The following is a 19,720-nucleotide window of genomic DNA, read 5'->3' as shown; positions in this document are numbered from 1 at the left end:
AAGTCGCAATGGAATCAATAAAAAAGCTATCTGAAAAAAAATACGATGTGGTAATCGTCGGTGGCGGCATCATAGGTCTTGCCAGCGCCTATGCCGCAGTAAAAAAAGGACTGAGTGTGGCACTGGTAGAGCGGGAGTCGCAGAATAAAGATGCATCAGTACGCAACTTTGGTTTTGTTACCGTCAGTGGCCAACAAAGCGGCGCGCATTGGCAACGTGCGATGCACTCCCGTAACGTGTGGGCAGATATTGCGCCGCAAGCGGGTATCGATGTGGAGCATAGCGGCTTGCATATGCTTATTCAGCGTCCAGAAGCGATGGACGTGGCTGAGGCGTTTTTACAGACAGAGATGGGCGCGTCTTGTCGATTGCTGACTCAATCTGAAATAGCAAAAAATACTTCTTACCTTAAAGAGGGCTTGGGAGTGTTATATAGTCCTCATGAGCTTAGAGTTGAATCAAAGACCGCTATTAGTAAATTAGCAAATTGGTTACACCAAACACATGGGGTGGATTTTTATAATAAAACCACTGTGCATTCTATCGAGCTACCTATGGTTCATACCAGTCGCGGTATGCTTCATACAGAGCATTGTGTTGTTTGCCCTGGTAGCGATTTGCACAGTTTATATCCAGATACCTTGGCGCAGGCTAAGGCCAAAATTTGCACGCTCAATATGATGCGTGTAATGCCCAAAAAAGCCTTTAAATTAAATGCAGCGGTGATGTCGGATTTAAGCTTTGCTCGCTACGATGGGTTTGCACAGTTACCTGAAGCAAGAGGATTAATCAATTTATTAGACGATATCCAGTCAGCAGAGCGCAAAGCAGGTGTCCATCTGATTGTGGTGCAATCTGCTGACGGCTCTCTCATTATCGGTGATAGCCATGATTATAGCGATAGGGAGTTGCCATTTAGAGATGTGCGAGTTGATGATTTAATCATTAACGAATTCCATCAAGTGATGGATGTTGGTGAGATTGATATCGTGCAGCATTGGTTAGGGGTTTATCCCAGCGGTGATGATGTGGTGTTCACAGCGTCTCCAGAAAAAGGCGTGGTTATCGGATCGGTGACTGGCGGTACAGGTGCTTCAACAGGATTTGCATTTGGTGAAGAGTTAATTCATTTAGTATTGGAGTCAAAATAATGAGTACAGATATTAATAGTATTAAAGAACAATTCAATCATATCAAACTATGCGTTTTTGATATGGCAGGCACGACTGTCAATGAAGACAATTTGGTTTACAAAACAGTGCAGGATGCTATTAACCAGGTACTCGCTGATGCAGGTAAACTTGATAAACAAGTAGATCTGGATATTTGCTTAGTGTTTGGGGCTGGTAAAGAAAAACGCCAAGCCATTAATGACATACTTAACCAGTTAGATATGCCTAATATTGAGGTTAAACAGCTGACAAACACAGCGTTTTCTGTCTTTAAAACCAGTTTGGCTACAGCTTATACAAAAGATACCTTAGCTGCGTTTGAGGGGGTATTGACGTTGTTTGATAAGCTAAAAGCCAGTGGTAGAACAGTGGTTTTAAATACGGGCTATGACGCAAAGACTGCCAATAAGATATTAACTATTCTAGGGTGGTCAGTAGGTCGCGAGATTGATGCACTAATTACAGCTGATGATGTGTCTAATGGTCGACCTGCGCCAGATATGATTACGCTTGCCATGAACAAATTTAGTATTGAAAATGCACAGCAAGTTTTAAAAGCAGGGGATAGTGGTATCGATATTGAAGAAGGTAGAAATGCTGATTGTGGCTTATGTATCGGCGTTTTGACTGGCGCGCAAACCAAAGTACAGCTTGAAAAGTATTCACCAGATATCGTATTGGATAAATTAACTGATTTGGCTCAGTTGATTTAACCATCAAGCCCCAATATTCAGCACATCATCTAAGTAAACCTTCGAGTAATAAAATATTGGTGACATTCATCTCAGCTTCAAGCCCCAATTTTGACAAACTCACCTGAGTAATTTTTCAAACCCAAAAAAGGTGCTGACAATATGCCGTATATAGCGTCAGCATCCTTTTCTGCTACTACCTATATCTAATCATTATCGATATTTATTCATCACACTAAGAATCGAAAACCCTCGTTAACAAAGCTATGAGCATCTAAGAAATTACTACTTGATCCATAAAGTAATTTTACTAAAAGCATATTCATCAGTTAACTTTAGCACTAGCTTGCTTTTTAAAACCTAATAAGCACACAATGATAAATCCTAAAAGGGCTGCTAGTGCGCCGAAGCGATTTAGTACAAGATCAAAATTTTAAGTGAAAGGAGTTGATTGTGTAAGCTAAAAATATCAGTTTTTTAGCTTATAGTAGCTTTGATTATTCACTTGCTAATCAAGTCACTATGGCATGCTCACATACTGCACAAAACCAACTCTCTTTTGCCCGCATATAAGCGATATCAGCAGGTACTTCAATTGGGCAGGCACTTCCACAATATTCACAGCTCACATCATCTAAGCAAACATAGCATTGGCTTATAGTTTCAAATAATACGTGTGAACTAATATTATATTTTTAACAACAACCTCACTGCATAATTAACCGCAAAAAAATGACGTTGTATATTATTTAACAACTTATTTAACAACATTGTAGAGGTGCTAGCAGGTAATAACAAGTAATCAATAAAGACAACTATGTATATGTATAAGGGGTTTGGAGGGTTTGAGGTAATGCGAGGTTATGTCTAAATACAATGATTGGTGCGCCCACCACGCTTCGATCTTTAGGCCAAAAGCCTTTATTATAAAGGCTTTTGGTTATTAATATTATTGTGTGCACAGCAATATGTACAACATTTTTTTATCGCTAAGACATTTTTTTGCTGTTTGTGCAAAGCAATTTTGGTTACAAAGATTATGCTCAACGTGCAAGCCAACCACTAATAATTTTTTCTATTTGATACTTTTTTGCATAGGGTCGAATTGCTAGTGACTGCACGTGTCCAAATAATGCTGTACTAAGTTAAGCATTTTTTTGTGGCTGGCTGGGGTGATTCTATCTTTGGATATTATAAATCTCTTTTTGCAGCTCAATACGCCTCTGATAAGTGTAATTCGTTAAGCACGAGGTGTATTCAATAGCGTGCATACTACCGCCTACCAACTCACGGGAGGTAAAATTGCAGGATTTATCCCTAAAATCAATCCATGCTAACTGAGCTTGCTTGAGGCTGTCTTTTTCGGTTCTATCGAGCATACCTCTTAGCGTTTTGTATGTACTGTTAAGTTTACTGTCCTCATAATCTAAGTTCTTACTGGTACAGTTATTCAAATCAATGGTTGTATATTCACCATCGCAAAATTCGATAGGTGCAGCGCTAACATTACCGATAGCACCTACCAGCAAACTAACTCCAATACCTATATTAACCAAACCTGCATATAACCGCATGTGCAAACCTCTAACTCGATAAAATTTGATTAATTGTATCATTGTCAGTAATCAAAACAGTCAATTAATTTTATCTTTGAGTGGTGACTTCAAAATTACCCTATTCTTAAGTTTTCGTTTCCTGCTATCTACTGATACTAAAAACAACTTGCACTTTGATTGCATGGGGTTGAATTGCTAAACACAGGTAGTACGTCGAATCTTATACAATGAAATATATTACTATACCCATAAATCTCACATTCAGACTTGCCGAGTAATGTCGAATACCCTTATGATGGACATATTTTATCTAAGATGGCTATCACCTCATCTCTGATAGACGATCTACAACTCACATCCTTGCTCAACAAACAATAAGACAACTCCATGACCAAAAACTTCTCTCAAACAGCGGCTTTCATCTGGTCTGTCGCTGATCTATTGCGCGGTGACTTTAAGCAATCTCAATACGGCCGTGTCATTCTGCCCTTTACGCTATTGCGCCGCCTAGAGTGCGTATTAGAAGATACCAAAGCAAGCGTCGTCGCAGAAAACCAGCGCATCGCTGATATGAGTCTGCCTGAAGAAGCACAAGAGAAGTTCTTGATACGTGCCAGCAAGCGCCCGTTCTACAATACCTCGCCGATGGATCTCAGCAAGATGGGTCAAAGCGATATCAAGGATAACCTTAATACCTACGTGCAATCTTTCTCTAAAGACGCGCGTGAGATATTTGAGCACTTTAAATTTGAAGAGTTTGTCGGGCAGCTCGCCGATGCTAATTTACTGTATAAAGTGGTGCAGAAATTCGCCAATACCGATCTAAGCCCTGACGCTATCTCTAACCATGAAATGGGCTTTGTGTTTGAAGAGTTGATCCGCCGCTTTGCTGAGAGCTCTAACGAAACCGCAGGGGAGCATTTTACGCCGCGCGATATCGTGCGCTTAACTACCTCGCTGGTATTTATGGAAGATGATGACGCGCTGACCAAAGATGGCATCATTCGCACCATTTATGACCCCACAGCAGGTACGGGCGGCTTCCTATCCTCAGGTATGGAATACGTACTAGAGCTAAACCCTGACGCGGTGATGCGTACCTATGGCCAAGAGCTAAACCCTGAGTCTTATGCCATCTGTAAAGCCGATATGCTGATCAAAGGGCAAGAGGTGAATAATATTAAGCTGGGCAATACCTTATCCAGTGATCAGCTGGCAGGTGAGCAGTTTGATTATATGCTGTCGAATCCGCCGTTTGGGGTGGACTGGAAAAAGATATCAGGCGAGATTAAAGACGAACACGAACAAAAAGGTTTTGACGGTCGCTTTGGCGCGGGCTTGCCGCGCGTGTCTGATGGTTCGCTATTATTCCTGATGCACTTACTGAGCAAGATGCGTCCGATTACTGGTGATGATAAAGCTACAGATAGCAGCAGCATTCAAAATAGCAATCAAGGCAGCCGTATCGGTATTATTTTAAATGGATCACCGCTATTCACAGGCGGCGCAGGTAGTGGCGAGAGTGAGATTCGCCGTTATATCCTTGAGGCCGATTTACTAGAAGCTATCATCGCACTGCCGACTGATATGTTCTATAACACGGGTATCGCGACCTATGTCTGGGTACTTAGCAATAAGAAAGCAGATGAGCGCCGCGGCAAGGTGCAACTGATCGATGGTAGTAACCTATACAGCAAGATGCGTAAGTCACTTGGCTCAAAGCGCAATGAGATGAGCGATGACGATATCAAGACCATTATTCGTAGCTTTGGTGACTTTGAAGTGGTTGACGCACGTCTGCTCGATAAGCCTGAAGAGGTGAAGTCTAACCGTGGCCGTCAGTCTGCTAATCCTAAGACTGAGCCAGCCAAAACCTTTGCCAGTAAGATATTTGCCACCCATGAGTTTGGCTATCGCCGTATCACCATCGAGCGGCCGTTACGTCTGTCTGCCCAGCTGTCTGATGATGCGATAGAAACGCTACGTTATGCGCCTAAACCATTCGATATGGTCATGCCAGCGTTATATGACGCCTTTGGTGGTAATTGGACGACTGACAACTATGGTGACCTGTCAGCGGTCACCTTAGAAGCACGCGCGATGATTAAGGCCGACTTCTCAGAGCTAAAAGAAAAGCAAATCAAAGACGTGCTTGACTCTAAAGTATGGCGAGATCAGCTTGAGATCATGAATAAAGCCAAAGCCTTGCAAGCGGTGATTGGTGAAAATCAATTCGATGACTTCAATGAGTTTGAAAAAGTGCTCAAACAAGCGTTAAAAAATGCTGATGTGAATTTGGATGCTAAAGAAAAGAAACAACTACTAGATGCGATCACTTGGAAAAACCCTGAAGCAGAACCCGTCATCAAAAAGGTAGTCAAAACCGCTAGTCCACTCTATGGAGCATTTAGCTATACCGATCCTGCCAGCAAGGCCAAAATTGTCGAATTCCAAACAGACAGCGATCTACGTGATTATGAAAACGTACCGCTCAATCCTGAGATGACCACCACTGAGTTGATTGAAAGCTACTTCGCCCGTGAAGTACAGCCACATGTGCCTGATGCATGGATCAATGCTGATAAGACAGATGCCATAGATGAAGAGATTGGCATCGTGGGTTTTGAGATACCTTTTAACCGTCACTTCTATGTGTATGAGCCACCGCGCGCGCTAGCTGAGATTGATGCAGACTTGGATGCGGTCAGTAGCGAGATTATGCAGTTATTGGGTGAGGTGCATTCATAATGGCGAAGTATCAACAGTATGCAGAATATAAGGATTCTGGGGTTGAATGGTTGGGAGAGATTCCTAAAGATTGGGGCGTTACTCATTTGAAGTTTGTAGCTTCTATAGTTGGTAGGATTGGATTTCGTGGTTATACAGTTGATGACATAGTTAATGAAGGACAAGGAGCTATAGTCTTAAGTCCTTCTAATGTACATGATGACCAGTTTTCTTTAGAGAAAAAATCTTATCTAAGCTGGGCTAAGTATTTTGAGTCTCCTGAGATTATGGTGGAAGAGAATGATATTTTACTAGTTAAAACTGGTTCTACTTTTGGAAAATCAACAATTGTTAGAGAGGTTGGAGAACCTATGACAATTAATCCACAAATGGTGTTAATAAAGAAATCTAGTATAGATTCTAGATTCCTGAGCTATTTGTTTAATTCTTCTTTAATTAAAGCAAAAATTGAAGTAAGTAATACTGGCAGTGGAATGCCTACCATGACGCAGGAAAATATAAATAACTTTCCAATTCCTTTGCCTGCTACAAAAATTGATATCAAAATCGCTAACTTCCTAGACCACGAAACCGCCCAAATCGATACCCTCATCGAAAAACAGCAAACCCTTATCCAACTGTTAAAAGAAAAGCGCCAAGCCGTGATCAGTCATGCAGTGACCAAAGGCTTAAATCCTGATGCGCCGATGAAAGATTCGGGTGTTGAGTGGCTTGGGGAAGTGCCTCAGGGTTGGAAGGTTGCAACAGTCAGGCGTTATTTACTTGAACATAGGCAAGGATACTATACATCCGACTCTTATGTTGATGACGGAACCAAGCTATTAAGAATTACTGACCTTAGGGACTTAGGTAAAATAGATACCAATGATAGTCCGAAGGTTCCTAAATCTGCATCATTGAATAACTATCTTTTAAAGGAAGGTGATGTGGTTTTTGCGCGTACTGGTGGTGCAGGATCTTTCGGAGTAATACCTGAAGTAAAAGAAGATATTGCCTACGCATCTTATTTAATAAGATTCAGGTTCTTACCTAAGTTTTTTAATACAAACTATCTCAGATTTATGTTTATTGCTGATTCTTTTCAGTTAGCAGTTAAGCAAAATATTCATGGTGGCGTTAACCAAAATATTCATGCTGAAGATATAAAGAACACATTCGTTGCTTCACCTCCATTAGATGAGCAAGAGAAAATATCTACATACCTTGATATTCAGACAAATAGTTATGCTAAGTTAATCGCTAACGCAGAACAAGCTATTCAACTTATGCAAGAACGCCGCACTGCTTTAATATCTGCTGCTGTTACGGGTAAGATTGATGTGCGGGGCTGGCGGGCGTCTGAGTAGCTGTAAATAGAGATTAAGCGCATATTGCGTTTGATAAAAGAAAATCAATAAAAGGAGTTATATGATGAAAGCAGTTACCGTAGCAGCTCTATTGGCATCAATGGCCGTGACCACCATCGCCCAAGCACAGACCTATAAATGGGAAGATGATTTTTGCAGTATGCAGGGTGACTTTGACAGTAATAAATATACTGCTAAGCAAATCGAAAACTCATATTTTGTGCTAGAGAGCTTAACAAGATCAAATCTAGATAGCTTTTTTCCACCGATGGATATTGACGCGCTAGACAAGTTATCGATGAAAGACTTAGATAAGCTTACTGAAGAATATATAAAAGTTAAGAATAATATTGAACGACTTGATGTGGTGCCTGACGCAAAAGGTTATAAGCAAGAGTTGGTCAAATCTATTGACGGCGAATATAAACAAAATAAATTGACGATTTTGGGATATCTGAATCCCAGTGAGGCACTCAAGCAAAGCCCGCAAATGTGTAAAACTTATATTGAGCCGTTATTAAAGAATGAAACGGCTGTGCAAAATAGATGGAAGCAGTTTGTTGAAGAGCAAATTCAAGAACAAGCAGATATCACAGACGATGGTGGTAAGTATTACCGCAGTTTGGCTACCAAGCGCTATCAGGAAGAAAAAGCCAGCAACCCTACTAAGTACGCCAAGATAAACTTGGTTACTTTTGGTTTTGGTAATTGCGTCAATGAGCAGGTCTATCATGCTGACTCTGATGAAGTGTTTAGTAATCAGCAAAAGCTCAATAAAACCTTGTTTGGTAAAAGCTTTAAGCAGATGTGCGATGAGCCGTAAAACTTGGATTAAGTTTTTTAATGAAGCGGAATAAACCGCCCAACTCGTGCAAGTATGCCGCACCGCTCTAATATCTGCTGCTGTCACGGGTAAGATTGATATTCGTGGCTGGCAAGCGCCTAAAAGCCGTTAAAATAAATACAGAAAACAATAAAAGGAATAATAGGGTGAAAAAGTTTACCGTAGCAGCTTTATTAGGCGCAATAGCGGTTACCACTAGCGCCCAAGCCGAAGTCTATCAGTGGCAAGATGAGCTATGCGATAACCGAGGCGAGTTTGATAATACAAAGTATAGCGCTAAGCAAATCGAAAACTCACATTTTGTCTTCGACCATTTAAATAGCTCAAATCTAAATAGCTTTTTTCCACCGATGGATATTGATGATTTAGATACGCTATCTATGACCGACCTAGAAACGCTGACTGAAGAATATAAACAAGTTAAGCATAATGTTGAACGACTTGACGTGGTACCCGAAGCACAGCGCTATAAGCAACAGCTCATTAAGTCTATTGGTGGAGAGTATAAACACAATAAGCTAACTATTTTGGCTTATTTAGAACCCATACAAGCTATGCGGCAGAGTCCATTGATGTGCAAGCAATACATCGAACCCTTTTTTCGTAACGAAACCGCCGTACAGGATAAATGGCAGCAGCTGGTTGAAAAACGCGCGTTAACAAATAGCTATGCCATGTCCCGTTATCAAGATGAGAAAGCCAGTAATCCTGCCAAGTATGCCAAAATTGACTTGATTACTTTTGGCTTTGGCAATTGCGTCAATGATCAGGTCTATCATGCCGACTCTGAAAAAACCTATATCTATCGGCAACAACTGAATAAAATAGTGTTTGGTGAGAGTTTGACTAAGGTTTGTGCTGAGCCTTAGTTTGCGTAGGCTGCGGCTTTAGCCTAGCATTGTAATTTTGTCAGGTTTTTTGCTAGGCTAAAGCCTTGTAGAGTGCCTGTCATGCACCATAAGATATAGGCTAAAAGTAAGATGAATCCTAATCAACAACTTAGTCAAAATTAAATACCGTATTGACGAGGCTTATCTAAAAGTTCGGTGCTTAAAAAACCCTCTACACAAATAAATCAATAATAAGAACTATGCTATGACCCAGACCAGTACTGCTATCAACGCACATAACGTCACCTTTGAGACTACTTTCCAAGCCGACATCATCACACAAATGCAAACGCAAGGCTGGCAATTGGGTACACCTAGCAACTATACGGCACAGACTGCGCTGTATGAGCAAGACGCGCTAAACTTTGTGCAGATCACCCAGCCGCAGGAGTGGGAGAAGTTTTGTCGTACCTTTCCCGTTGATAGCGAACGCCACTTTATTGAAGCACTGGTAAAGCAGCTTAATAAAGCGGACATAAACGCCACCGATAGAGCCTCGCGCACTTATGGCACATTGGGCGTATTGCGTCATGGTCTAAAGATTCGTAACGCGCGCTTCTCACTTTGCCAGTTCAAGCCTGAGCACAACCTCAATCCTGAGACCATGGCGCGCTATGAAGCCAATATCTGCCGTGTCGTCCCTGAGGTAGTGTATAGCCCTTATACCAGTCTTAAAGACGGCGCTGACGCTAATGGCAAGGTCGCTAAGCGTAACCGTATCGATATCGTGCTATTCGTCAATGGCTTGCCCGTCACCACGATGGAGCTAAAGTCGGAATTTAAACAAGCGGTACAAAATGCGATTACTCAGTATAAGCGCACACGCCTACCAAAAGACCCTGATACTAAAAAACCTGAGCCGCTACTGACGTTTAAGCGTGGCGCATTGGTGCACTTCGCGGTCAGTCAGTATGAAGTCTATATGACGACTAGGCTAGCAGGCGATAGCACTTACTTCTTACCGTTTAACAAAGGCACCAGTGACGGCGGCGCGGGTAATGATACCCCTGACGATATCAGCCAATATGCCACTGACTATCTATGGAATGAAGTACTGACGCCTGATAACTTGCTGGCCATCCTTGGCCACTTTATGCACTTGCAGATCGAAGAGGAAGAAGATGCCATTGGCCGTAAGTCCAAAAAAGAGACCATGATGTTTCCGCGTTATCATCAGTGGGATGTGGTCACCAAGTTAGTCGATGCCGCTATTACTGAGGGCGCAGGTCAAAAGTACCTCATTCAACACAGCGCGGGTTCGGGTAAATCTAACTCTATCGCATGGACTGCCCATCAGCTATCCACCTTATACAACAGTGACGGCGATAAGCAGTTTCACTCCGTCATTGTCATTACTGATCGTACGGTGCTCGATGATCAGCTGCAAGATACTATCTATCAGTTTGAACATGCCGATGGCGTGGTGGGCAAAATTAATCGAAAAGAGGGTGATGGCTCAAAGTCTGAGCAGCTTGCGGCCGCGCTGGTAAAATCGCAGCCGATTATTATCGTCACCATTCAAACCTTCCCATTTGTACTCAAAGCCATTGAAGATTCAAGCGTTCTAAAATCACGCCGTTACGCCATCATTGCCGATGAAGCGCATTCATCACAGACTGGCTCAACCGCTCGCCAGCTTAAAGAAGTGCTTATCTCTGGTGATATAGAGAGTAATGCAGATGATGACGCGCCGCTATCTAGCGAGGACATATTAGACGCCACGCTTGCTGCCCGCCGTAGCAGTCCTAATCTCAGCTACTATGCCTTCACCGCCACGCCTAAACCAAAAACCATCGAGCTGTTTGGACGCTTGCCCAATCCTGACTTGCCAGCTGCTAGCGATAACCTGCCAGCCGCTTATCATGTCTATTCGATGCGCCAAGCGATTGAAGAGGGTTTTATCTTAGATGTCCTTAAAAACTACACCAACTATAAAGTGGTCTATCAGCTTAAGCAGAAGCTGGCCGCCGAAGATGATGAGGTCGATGCTCGCCGCGCCAAGATTAAGCTCAATAACTGGGTGCGCCTCCATGAACACAATATCGCGCAGAAAGTAAAAATCATCATTGAGCATTTTAACGACAATATTAAAGGTTTACTCGGCGGACAAGCTAAGGCGATGGTGGTGACAGGCTCGCGTAAAGAAGCGGTACGCTATAAGCTCGCGTTTGATAACTATATCGCTGAGTACGGTTATAGAAATATTAATGCCATGGTCGCGTTCTCAGGGGAAGTCACTTTCAATGATAATGACCCTGACAGCGGCGCATTGCTTGGTGAAAAGTTCACTGAGCACAATATGAACATTGGTCTCAAAGGCCGTGATCTGCGTAAAGCTTTTGATAGCGATGACTATCAAGTGATGCTGGTGGCTAATAAGTTCCAGACAGGCTTTGACCAGCCGAAACTGTGTGCCATGTATGTTGATAAGAAGCTAACGGGCGTGGACTGCGTACAGACCCTCTCAAGGCTTAACCGTACCTATAAGGGCAAGGCGGAGAGTGGCACCTTTGTACTCGACTTCTTTAATGACCCGCAAGATATTTTAGATGCCTTCCAGCCGTACTATGAGACGGCAACCTTAGCGGATGTATCAGACCCAGATCAAGTGTATGACCTGTATGAGAAGCTACGCGCCAGTGGCATCTTCTTATGGAATGAGGTAGAACAGTTTGTTGAAGCGTTCTACAGCAAGAATAAGTCTAACGCTGCCATCAGTAATATCTGCAAGCCTGCGGTCGAGCGTTGGCAGAAGCGTTATAAGCTGGCACGTGAACAAGCGGAGCATGCCAAGGTGATGCTTGAGCGGACCAAAGCCACGGGCGATGTGGTGCTGATGACCAATGCCGAAAATGACTACAAAGGTTTCAAGGCCGATCAAGATGCGCTGGAGATCTTTAAAAAGGACTTAGGTACATTCACCCGTCAATACGAGTTTATGTCACAAATCGTGGACTATGACGATAAAGAGCTAGAGAAGCTTAGCCTATATGCGCGTAACCTACAGCCGCTATTGCGTGAAAGTGTGGACAACGAAGATAACGTTGATCTGAGTAATATTGTCATGAGCCATTACCGCGTCTCAAAGCTATACCAGCAAGACTTGAAACTACAAGAGGGTAGTGGTGAGTTGGAAGCTGGCGGCGGTGCTGGTACGGCAACCCCTAAAGATATCAAAGAAGCATTCTTATCGCAGATCATTGAGCGCTTAAACGAGGTGTTTGCTGGCGAGGACTTTACCGAGAACGACATGGTTAATTTTCAAAATACCATTTGGGATAAAGTCACAGAAAATGAGATTGTGGTAAAACAGTTTAGTAATAATAGTACGGATCAGATCATGTTAGGCGGCTATCCTGATGCAGCAATGGATGCGCTATTTGAGAGCCAAGAGGCGTATGAGGGCATGACTATGCACTTATTGTCTAATCCTAGTCAGTTCAAGAAGTTTATTAGGCTGATGCTTGATACGAAGTTGGGTGCTTAAGCGATCTTTGCGTGATAAGAATATAGAGCGCGCTAAAGACAAAAGTGGACGATTAACACCTGCTTTTGTCTTTAGCGCAAGCTTCCGAGATGTTTTTGAGAAAAAGTGCTCTCATTACTTCAACTGCAGCAGAGCTTGCAAGCCTTAGTATGAAAAGGAATTCTAATAATATTCTAAAGCAGGTAGAAACAAAAAGATCATCATACACAATGGGTCAAAAGACAGCTCTAGAGGCACGTTATAATAATCCTCAGTTATACAACATGCTTCGAGAGTGTCCTAGGTTCTGTGTAACTGACATTTAGCTTGCATTACTACTTACACAAAATTTAGGAAGGCCTCTCGCTTTATTATTCGTACATTCCTGCCCGACTCTGATACTGAAACCAAATAATGACAATAACGTTGCATTTTTTTGTTTTCCTGTTACTAGAATAGATTGATACTCGATGTTTTCAAAACGATTCAAATTATCATTCGTAATACACCAGCTTTATCTCTAAAATCCCCCTTTATTTACACTATCAGATAGATTTAAGGTGAGTATTCCATGCTTTTGAGTATAGTTTACATTATTGGTATTACAGCAGAGGCAATGACGGGGGCACTAAGCGCGGGACGACAAAATATGGATTGGTTTGGGGTTATGCTTATCGCGAGTGTAACAGCGATAGGCGGTGGTAGTGTCAGAGATATCCTACTTGGTAACTACCCCTTAACTTGGGTAGAACATCCTAAATATTTATTAATCGTTTGTGTGGCTGGTCTTATAACGACTTGGTTGGCTAAATGGGTTGTTAAATTTAATGGCATTTTCATACGTTTGGATGCTTTAGGACTAGCGGCCTTTAGTATCATTGGTTGTCAAGTAGGGCTTAACATGGGACTCCATTACGGTGTTTGTATAGTTGCGGCCATTGCAACAGGTGTATTTGGTGGATTGCTGCGTGATTTAATATGTCGCCAAACCCCATTGGTTTTACATCATGAGTTATACGCTTCAGTTTCTTTAGTCATTGCTTGTTTATATTTGATACTTCAGCATTTTGCTATTAGTGGTAATGTCAGCGTCATTATTAGTTTAGTTACTGGTTACTTAATCCGTATGGTAGCAGTTAGAGCAAAGTGGCGATTACCCGTATTTCGTTTGTTAGAGAATGCGAAATAAAATAGTGATCCTACCGTTGTAATGATGTCTACGAGCAAGCTGTGTTATTTCAGAGAGCCTTCAAGGCTCTCTATTTTTCTACCATCATACTGACTCTTTTTTTGAGTGGTTAACGCCAAAAAGATGCTGATCTAGCTAATTTTTAGCATATTTACAAGCTTCATTAAGGCTTAGTAAGTATGGTATGCCCCAGCGGAACCAACTTAAAAGCTCCAAAAACCTATTAACAGACTACCTATAACAGACCGGTATAGTGGAACCATATATAACAGGCCTTTGAATTAAGGGACTCGCTACTGTGCTTTCCTAATAACATTAGCCTATTCTTAGTAATAAATAAGCCACCCATAATAAGGTGGCTTATTTGCGCTTGAATCACTTGAATTTATTATTACACATTAAAGCCTATGTGCTTCCCTGTTGGCAGCTCAACGTCGATACGAAGCTTGCCACCCATAGCTTCAACATATTTTTTCATGGTCGATATTTTGAGATCATTGCCGCGATTTTCTATAGCAGACAATGAAGGCTGTTTAATACCCATGGTTTGAGCCAGCTCTTTTTGAGAGATCTCTAACTCTTCACGAATACGAGACAGCTGGTTTTCTAAAAGTAGTTGCTCTGCCAATTGTTTAATACGCGCTTGGCTATCTAAAGAACGCTCAGCTAACATCTCTTGTAATGTCTTAGTCATGTTATGGATCTCCTAAAGTTCTGAGGTGACACTCATACTGCTGGTCTGCAGTGGCTAGCATTTCTTTATAAAAACGCTTTTTATTACCCTTATCACCAATACACAGCACAATCGCTTGCCGCTTTGGGTCAAAGGCAAAAAAGGCTCTGAGTGGCTTGCCTCTGTGCTGAATACGCAACTCTTTCATGTTGGTAAACTTTGAATCATACACCGTATCCACTAAAGGGCGACCTAAGCTTGGACCTTGCTGTTCTAAAACCACCAAAGCTGCCAGTACTTTTTCTTGCGTTGATTCATCTTGCTGATCAAACCATTGGTTGAACAGCTCTGTTGTGATGACAGTCCACATATAAAAACCAATATATAGATTATAGTCTATATTATACCGCTAATTTAGACACTCTGCAATTATAGTGAGCGGCTCTTAACAGCCTATGCTTAGTGGCGACCATATTTTCTATCGTTAGCCTATAGAACGCCAAGAAAAATGTGGTTTGACTTTCATTATCAGACTGCGTAAATAAAACCCCTAAGTCAAGTTCTACAGGATTGATAGTATAGGTCTGTAATATAAGTATCTATTAGTTCACATAAAAAAATACTGCCCTACTTTTATCAAAAATATTCAATATAAATCGTAAAACACTCATTCATTGGAATGATTGGGGTAGTAACACATCATAATTTTGATAATTGAATGATTATCATTTACAATAATCTGTAAAAAACTACCTGCAAATACAGTTTATTCTCTAATAAAAATATTCGCAGTTCGCTAAATAACTGGCTGCTACTCTTTAACTATCGAGCTACTTTCTTATGAACAATGTGCAACCTTCAACAAATTCATCGAATTTACAAAAAAAAGTAATGCTCAACCAAATTCATCATAACCGCATAATACGAATATTATTTATGGCGCTAGGCGGTTTTTTCTTCTTCATAGGCTTAGTCGGTATTATTCTTCCAGTATTACCTACCACCCCTTTCATTTTACTAACGGCAGCATGCTGGGCTAAAGGGTCTGATAAATTCAATCAGTGGCTTCTCAAACATAAAGTGTTCGGTGAAATGGTAAAGAACTGGCAGCAGCATCGAGCTATTCCTCGTAAGGCAAAATATTTGGCTTGGTCAATGATGGCTATGTCATGCGGTATGTTGTTTTACCGATTTTCTGATAGTTTGCAGTGGCTTGCTTGGGTTACATGCGCAATATGCATCACTGTTACTGTGTGGATGTCTCGACTGCCGGACGCTTAATTTTTCCTACTATTACAAGACGTTTTCCTGACTCCTTGCTAAGCCTTTGCAAAAAGTAAAATACTCTAAGATAATATATTTTCCTATTTGTTAATGATTATCATTTACAATGTAACTATATTGTTTTATTATATGAAGAGGCTATCAGCAATGTTATTAACAATTAATATTATTTCCTTTGACGACGAGGCTGATGTGAAGAAAATTGTGCTTATTTTTACTATAGGAAATTTGGAATGCACGAGGATTCAACTTATAAGAAGTCGATATATATACCTAGTCTTAAAGGTAAGTCTAAAACCCTATTAAGTATTCTTGTTGGAACTTTGATGTATCAATCAGCCATTGCGGATACTCAGCACCAAGAAGAAAACTTACCGATGTTACATATGGACACGATAACTGTTTATGCTAATAAGCAGCCCCCTATAAATGTAGGGGACGACCTTAAAATGGCCAAGACGATATCAGACAACCTAATTGACAGTGATAAAGATTTAGTCCGTTATAACCCTGATATAAGTGTGGCAGATGCAGGAAGATATGGTAGCAATGGCTACGCCATCAGAGGGGTAGATGGCAATAGGGTAGCTTTAAACTTAGATGGCGTTAGCTTGCCAGATAAGCAAGTCAATGAAATATTTTCAGCTTATGGATATATGTTTGAGGGTCGATTTTCACCCGATGTAGAGCTTCTGTCAGAGGTGGAGTTTGAAGTCGGGGCGGACTCTTTTAATTCTGGTAGTGGTGCAATGGGAGGGTCTGTTAGTTTCAAGACCAAAGACCCAGAAGATTTAATAAGACCTGATCGTCAACTTGGTGGTTATATCAAAACAGGTTATAGCAATAGCAATGAAGAATTTAGTAACGCTTTTGGTTTAGCAGGGAAAAACGATAAGGTTGAGGCAATAATTAATTATGTGCATCGTGAAGGACATGAAACAAAAAATCACCGAATGTTAGATTTCGATAAAAACAAACTAGATCCTGCCTATGATTTTATCAATGATCCAGACTATAAATATCCCTCTACAGGATACAGATCTAATACAGCAGCAATATTACCTGACCCATTAAGTTATACAACAGAGGCAACGTTAGCAAAGTTATACCTCCATTTGAACGAAGAAAACCGATTAGGTTTTCATGCCACTAAACAAAAAACGGATAGAGTATCCAATAACTTTGCCAGAAAGACTTTTGCTTCAAGAATTGGTAAGGATACTGCAGAATTAGAAAGTTATGGCATCAGTCATAGATACCTACCTATTACTAGTGAGTTCATAGATGAGGTCAATACCACTTTAACTCAGCAAAAAATTACAGGAGTGGCTAATACAGAAACTTATAGCCAAGTATGGGGATCTGACTCTTATAGGGTAGATGGAGTGATGCATCGGCCTCAAGAGGACAAAACCATACAACTAAGTATAGAGGCAACAAGCTTACCGTTAGAAACTGAGAAGCTAGGCTCTCATACTTTGTCAGTTAATACAAAATATGCAAAGACGGACCATAGATTGACCTTAGAAGAAACTTATATTCCTTCTTCAGGCAACCCCAGTTCTTGGTACGACTTTATTGGGCCCTCAGTGAAGCAAGATATCTTCAATGTGGCCATTCAAGACAAAATAAATTTAACGGAAAAGCTCGATACGACGATTGGACTTCGGTATGACAATTATAACTACAAACCCTATATGGATGAAATCAATAAAAAAGGCGTCGAGAAGGCGAGCAAATATTATCCGGTACGTATTGATTATGAGAATGGCAAGTTTGATCACAATAATAAAATGGACAATATAGGAGGGATGTTTTCCATAAACTACAAACTTAGCCCATATTTACAGACCCAGTATCAGCTATCTACAGGATTCATGGCACCCGCTACCAGCCAAATGTATTCAGCATTTGAGATGATGGGAAACAGTTTGACGCCCAATGTTCATCTTAAGCCTGAGAAATCTATCAATCATGAACTTAGCTTGTCTGGCCAGTTTCAAGATTTAAGTTTTACAGCTATAGGTTTCTATACTAAATATAGTGACTTTATCAGTTTGTTGAATTCTCAAGAGGAACAACAACGATGCTATGAAGATTATTCGACCGGCCAACCGGTTTGTTCACCCCTTTCTATAAATATACTCAGCGCCCAAAATATTGGTGACGCAGAGACTTATGGATTGCGTTTAGGAGGCGTATGGGATGTTGGACAGCTTGCTGACCTAGAAGGAGATATTCGAGTAATTGCTAATTTAAGTTATGCCAAAGATAAAACTGATAAAGGAACCAACTTACTTGCGACTCAGCCTTTGAATGTCACATTCGGGTTAGGTTATGAAGCCCCTAAAAAGGATTGGCAACTGTCTGCGAATCTAAGGTATTTAGGCAGAAAACATGCTGAAGACGCAAAAGTAGCTACCTTAGAATCAAATGGTTATAACATGCCTTATGAAAATGTCATTGCTCCTTATAAGCACATTGATAAGTCTAAATCGGCTTATGTATATGATGTTTATGGGAGTAAAAAATTAAGTTCTAATTTAAAACTATCAGCAGGGGTGTTTAATTTATTTGATGCTAAATATGTTCCATGGGATAACTTGCGTTCGTTAGCAGAATTAAACGTCAACTCTATGGTAGATGACCAAGGGGTTGGCATTGAAAGATTTACGGCACCAGGAAGAAATTACAAAGTAGGGTTAACCTACGAATTTTAGCCCATATGTCTTGGATAAAATACATAAAAAACTATCAATAAAAACCCAAAAATATTTTGGCGTGCGCTCAATCTAAAAAAAGCTAACTAAATAGGATGAAATGGGAGAGCGCCCCTTAAATTAATAAATATAGGAAACAGTGATGAACTTACCTCTTAGTGAAACATTAAAAAAGCACTCCCGCCAAACACATGATAGTGTTGACATGCTCGTTTTATCTATGGAACCATTTGCCTCTATAGAAAATTACAGTAAATTTTTACAAGCACAAAATGCTTTTCACGAAGTTTTGAAACCTATCTATGAGAATCCCAGCTTAAACCTTAAGATTAAGGGACTTAATAGTCTATCACGCTTAGAACAAGTAGCCATGGACATGCAAGACCTTCATGTTAAGACTATGTTAGTCGATGAGGCTATACCTAGTCCAAGTGAGTTTGAATCTATTGGTTGGCTTTATTGCTCTGAAGGTTCAAATTTAGGCGCCGCAATTTTATATAAAGAAGCTCAAAAAATTGAACTTACAAGTACTCATGGTGCAAAACACCTATCTGCACATAAAGATGGCAGAATGGTGCATTGGCGTAAATTTAAAGAGCAATTAGATGGCTTAGAATTGACACTAACACAACGCCAACAAGCATTAAAAGGAGCTGAAGATGCCTTTGCATTTTTTAAAAGGGTCATTCGACAAGTAAATTATGCTGAAGAAACGGTGTAACGGTCATTTAGATTGAATGGTTGCTGACATACATGGTCATCAATGTAATTCGAACGCGCCTTAAAGCAGACGTTCGGTTTTTTAATGCCATATTGAGTAATCACTGAGCTATGCTGAGGAAACCGTATAAATAAACTTAGTAAACTAACGACTCGATGAGGAGTTTGCCATGACTAAGAAAAAGCAAAGCTATAGTACGGAAGTTAAAGTATAGGTCAATCCTGGGGCGGTCTAGCTCTCTTTTATCGGGGAGTTTCCTAAAAACTGTGTAACTGCTTATAATCCACTAACCGGAGAATAAGCAATGACTACTCAATCTGACATTAAAAAACTGGCCGAGCAAATGGCTGGTAGCATGAAAAGCTTTGATGACATCAAAGACTTCCAAAAGCAGCTCATGCAATCCTTTATCGATACTG

At 40.9% G+C, this 19,720-nt stretch carries 14 protein-coding genes; 11 read left to right on the top strand and 3 right to left on the bottom strand.

Annotated features, from left to right (window positions below):
- Positions 1 to 8 precede the first annotated feature (8 nt).
- Positions 9 to 1,151 (top strand): TIGR03364 family FAD-dependent oxidoreductase, encoded by a 1,143-nt coding sequence (locus QL919_RS09055; RefSeq protein ID WP_290189220.1) that lies wholly within the window; start codon positions 9 to 11, stop codon positions 1,149 to 1,151.
- On the top strand, positions 1,151 to 1,885 hold the full coding sequence (locus tag QL919_RS09050) for an HAD family hydrolase (RefSeq protein WP_290189219.1): 735 nt from the start codon (positions 1,151 to 1,153) through the stop codon (positions 1,883 to 1,885). Before QL919_RS09055 ends, QL919_RS09050 begins: the two co-directional genes overlap by 1 nt.
- Before the next feature lie 1,157 nt (positions 1,886 to 3,042).
- Here the strand turns inward: QL919_RS09050 and QL919_RS09045 are convergent.
- A complete protein-coding gene (locus QL919_RS09045; RefSeq protein ID WP_290189218.1) occupies positions 3,043 to 3,438 on the bottom strand; it encodes a lysozyme inhibitor LprI family protein in 396 nt (131 codons plus the stop codon).
- A 369-nt stretch (positions 3,439 to 3,807) separates the two neighbouring features.
- Between QL919_RS09045 and QL919_RS09040 the strand changes: the two genes are divergently transcribed.
- From QL919_RS09040 to QL919_RS09015, 6 genes are all read left to right on the top strand, one after another.
- Entirely contained in the window at positions 3,808 to 6,168 is a 2,361-nt protein-coding gene (locus QL919_RS09040; RefSeq protein ID WP_290189217.1) for a class I SAM-dependent DNA methyltransferase, read from the top strand.
- On the top strand, positions 6,168 to 7,514 hold the full coding sequence (locus QL919_RS09035) for a restriction endonuclease subunit S (protein WP_290189216.1): 1,347 nt from the start codon (positions 6,168 to 6,170) through the stop codon (positions 7,512 to 7,514). Before QL919_RS09040 ends, QL919_RS09035 begins: the two co-directional genes overlap by 1 nt.
- Before the next feature lie 61 nt (positions 7,515 to 7,575).
- Positions 7,576 to 8,337, top strand: a complete 762-nt coding sequence (locus tag QL919_RS09030; protein WP_290189215.1) for a hypothetical protein — start codon at positions 7,576 to 7,578, stop codon at positions 8,335 to 8,337.
- 167 nt (positions 8,338 to 8,504) lie between these two features.
- Entirely contained in the window at positions 8,505 to 9,227 is a 723-nt protein-coding gene (locus QL919_RS09025; RefSeq protein ID WP_290189214.1) for a hypothetical protein, read from the top strand.
- 226 nt (positions 9,228 to 9,453) lie between these two features.
- The gene (locus QL919_RS09020) at positions 9,454 to 12,735 is read left to right on the top strand and encodes a DEAD/DEAH box helicase family protein (protein WP_290189213.1); all 3,282 of its coding nucleotides are present in this window, start codon (positions 9,454 to 9,456) and stop codon (positions 12,733 to 12,735) included.
- Positions 12,736 to 13,285: 550 nt separating this feature from the next.
- Complete coding sequence (locus QL919_RS09015) at positions 13,286 to 13,903, top strand: trimeric intracellular cation channel family protein (RefSeq protein ID WP_201542825.1); 618 nt, start codon at positions 13,286 to 13,288, stop codon at positions 13,901 to 13,903.
- Positions 13,904 to 14,294: 391 nt separating this feature from the next.
- On the opposite strand, the gene QL919_RS09010 is transcribed toward QL919_RS09015, so the two are convergent.
- Complete coding sequence (locus QL919_RS09010) at positions 14,295 to 14,597, bottom strand: helix-turn-helix domain-containing protein (protein WP_011512377.1); 303 nt, start codon at positions 14,595 to 14,597, stop codon at positions 14,295 to 14,297.
- Position 14,598: 1 nt separating this feature from the next.
- On the bottom strand, positions 14,599 to 14,946 hold the full coding sequence (locus QL919_RS09005) for a type II toxin-antitoxin system RelE/ParE family toxin (RefSeq protein ID WP_290189212.1): 348 nt from the start codon (positions 14,944 to 14,946) through the stop codon (positions 14,599 to 14,601).
- 470 nt (positions 14,947 to 15,416) lie between these two features.
- On the opposite strand from QL919_RS09005, the gene QL919_RS09000 reads away from it, so the two are divergent.
- The 3 genes from QL919_RS09000 (at position 15,417) to QL919_RS08990 (ending at position 19,301) form a co-directional block, all read left to right on the top strand.
- Positions 15,417 to 15,857, top strand: a complete 441-nt coding sequence (locus tag QL919_RS09000; protein WP_045456021.1) for a YbaN family protein — start codon at positions 15,417 to 15,419, stop codon at positions 15,855 to 15,857.
- 236 nt (positions 15,858 to 16,093) lie between these two features.
- Entirely contained in the window at positions 16,094 to 18,580 is a 2,487-nt protein-coding gene (locus QL919_RS08995; RefSeq protein WP_290189211.1) for a TonB-dependent hemoglobin/transferrin/lactoferrin family receptor, read from the top strand.
- Between the two features lie 142 nt (positions 18,581 to 18,722).
- The gene (locus tag QL919_RS08990) at positions 18,723 to 19,301 is read left to right on the top strand and encodes a biliverdin-producing heme oxygenase (RefSeq protein ID WP_290189210.1); all 579 of its coding nucleotides are present in this window, start codon (positions 18,723 to 18,725) and stop codon (positions 19,299 to 19,301) included.
- The last annotated feature ends 419 nt before the right edge of the window (positions 19,302 to 19,720 follow it).

Origin of the sequence: Psychrobacter sp. APC 3426, from assembly GCF_030408035.1 — a bacterium.
In the GTDB taxonomy this organism is placed as follows: Bacteria; Pseudomonadota; Gammaproteobacteria; order Pseudomonadales; family Moraxellaceae; genus Psychrobacter.
This window is presented reverse-complemented; position numbering and strand designations above follow the sequence as displayed.

Excerpts from the sequence above, each read along its gene's own strand:
- QL919_RS09050 (WP_290189219.1), top strand. The coding sequence starts at position 1,151 with ATGAGTACAGATATTAATAGTATTAAAGAACAATTCAATCATATCAAA.
- QL919_RS08995 (WP_290189211.1), top strand. The coding sequence starts at position 16,094 with ATGCACGAGGATTCAACTTATAAGAAGTCGATATATATACCTAGTCTT.
- QL919_RS09005 (WP_290189212.1), bottom strand. The coding sequence starts at position 14,946 with ATGTGGACTGTCATCACAACAGAGCTGTTCAACCAATGGTTTGATCAG.
- QL919_RS09010 (WP_011512377.1), bottom strand. The coding sequence starts at position 14,597 with ATGACTAAGACATTACAAGAGATGTTAGCTGAGCGTTCTTTAGATAGC.
- QL919_RS09040 (WP_290189217.1), top strand. The coding sequence starts at position 3,808 with ATGACCAAAAACTTCTCTCAAACAGCGGCTTTCATCTGGTCTGTCGCT.
- QL919_RS08990 (WP_290189210.1), top strand. The coding sequence starts at position 18,723 with ATGAACTTACCTCTTAGTGAAACATTAAAAAAGCACTCCCGCCAAACA.
- QL919_RS09035 (WP_290189216.1), top strand. The coding sequence starts at position 6,168 with ATGGCGAAGTATCAACAGTATGCAGAATATAAGGATTCTGGGGTTGAA.
- QL919_RS09000 (WP_045456021.1), top strand. The coding sequence starts at position 15,417 with ATGAACAATGTGCAACCTTCAACAAATTCATCGAATTTACAAAAAAAA.
- QL919_RS09020 (WP_290189213.1), top strand. The coding sequence starts at position 9,454 with ATGACCCAGACCAGTACTGCTATCAACGCACATAACGTCACCTTTGAG.
- QL919_RS09055 (WP_290189220.1), top strand. The coding sequence starts at position 9 with ATGGAATCAATAAAAAAGCTATCTGAAAAAAAATACGATGTGGTAATC.
- QL919_RS09030 (WP_290189215.1), top strand. The coding sequence starts at position 7,576 with ATGATGAAAGCAGTTACCGTAGCAGCTCTATTGGCATCAATGGCCGTG.
- QL919_RS09015 (WP_201542825.1), top strand. The coding sequence starts at position 13,286 with ATGCTTTTGAGTATAGTTTACATTATTGGTATTACAGCAGAGGCAATG.
- QL919_RS09045 (WP_290189218.1), bottom strand. The coding sequence starts at position 3,438 with ATGCGGTTATATGCAGGTTTGGTTAATATAGGTATTGGAGTTAGTTTG.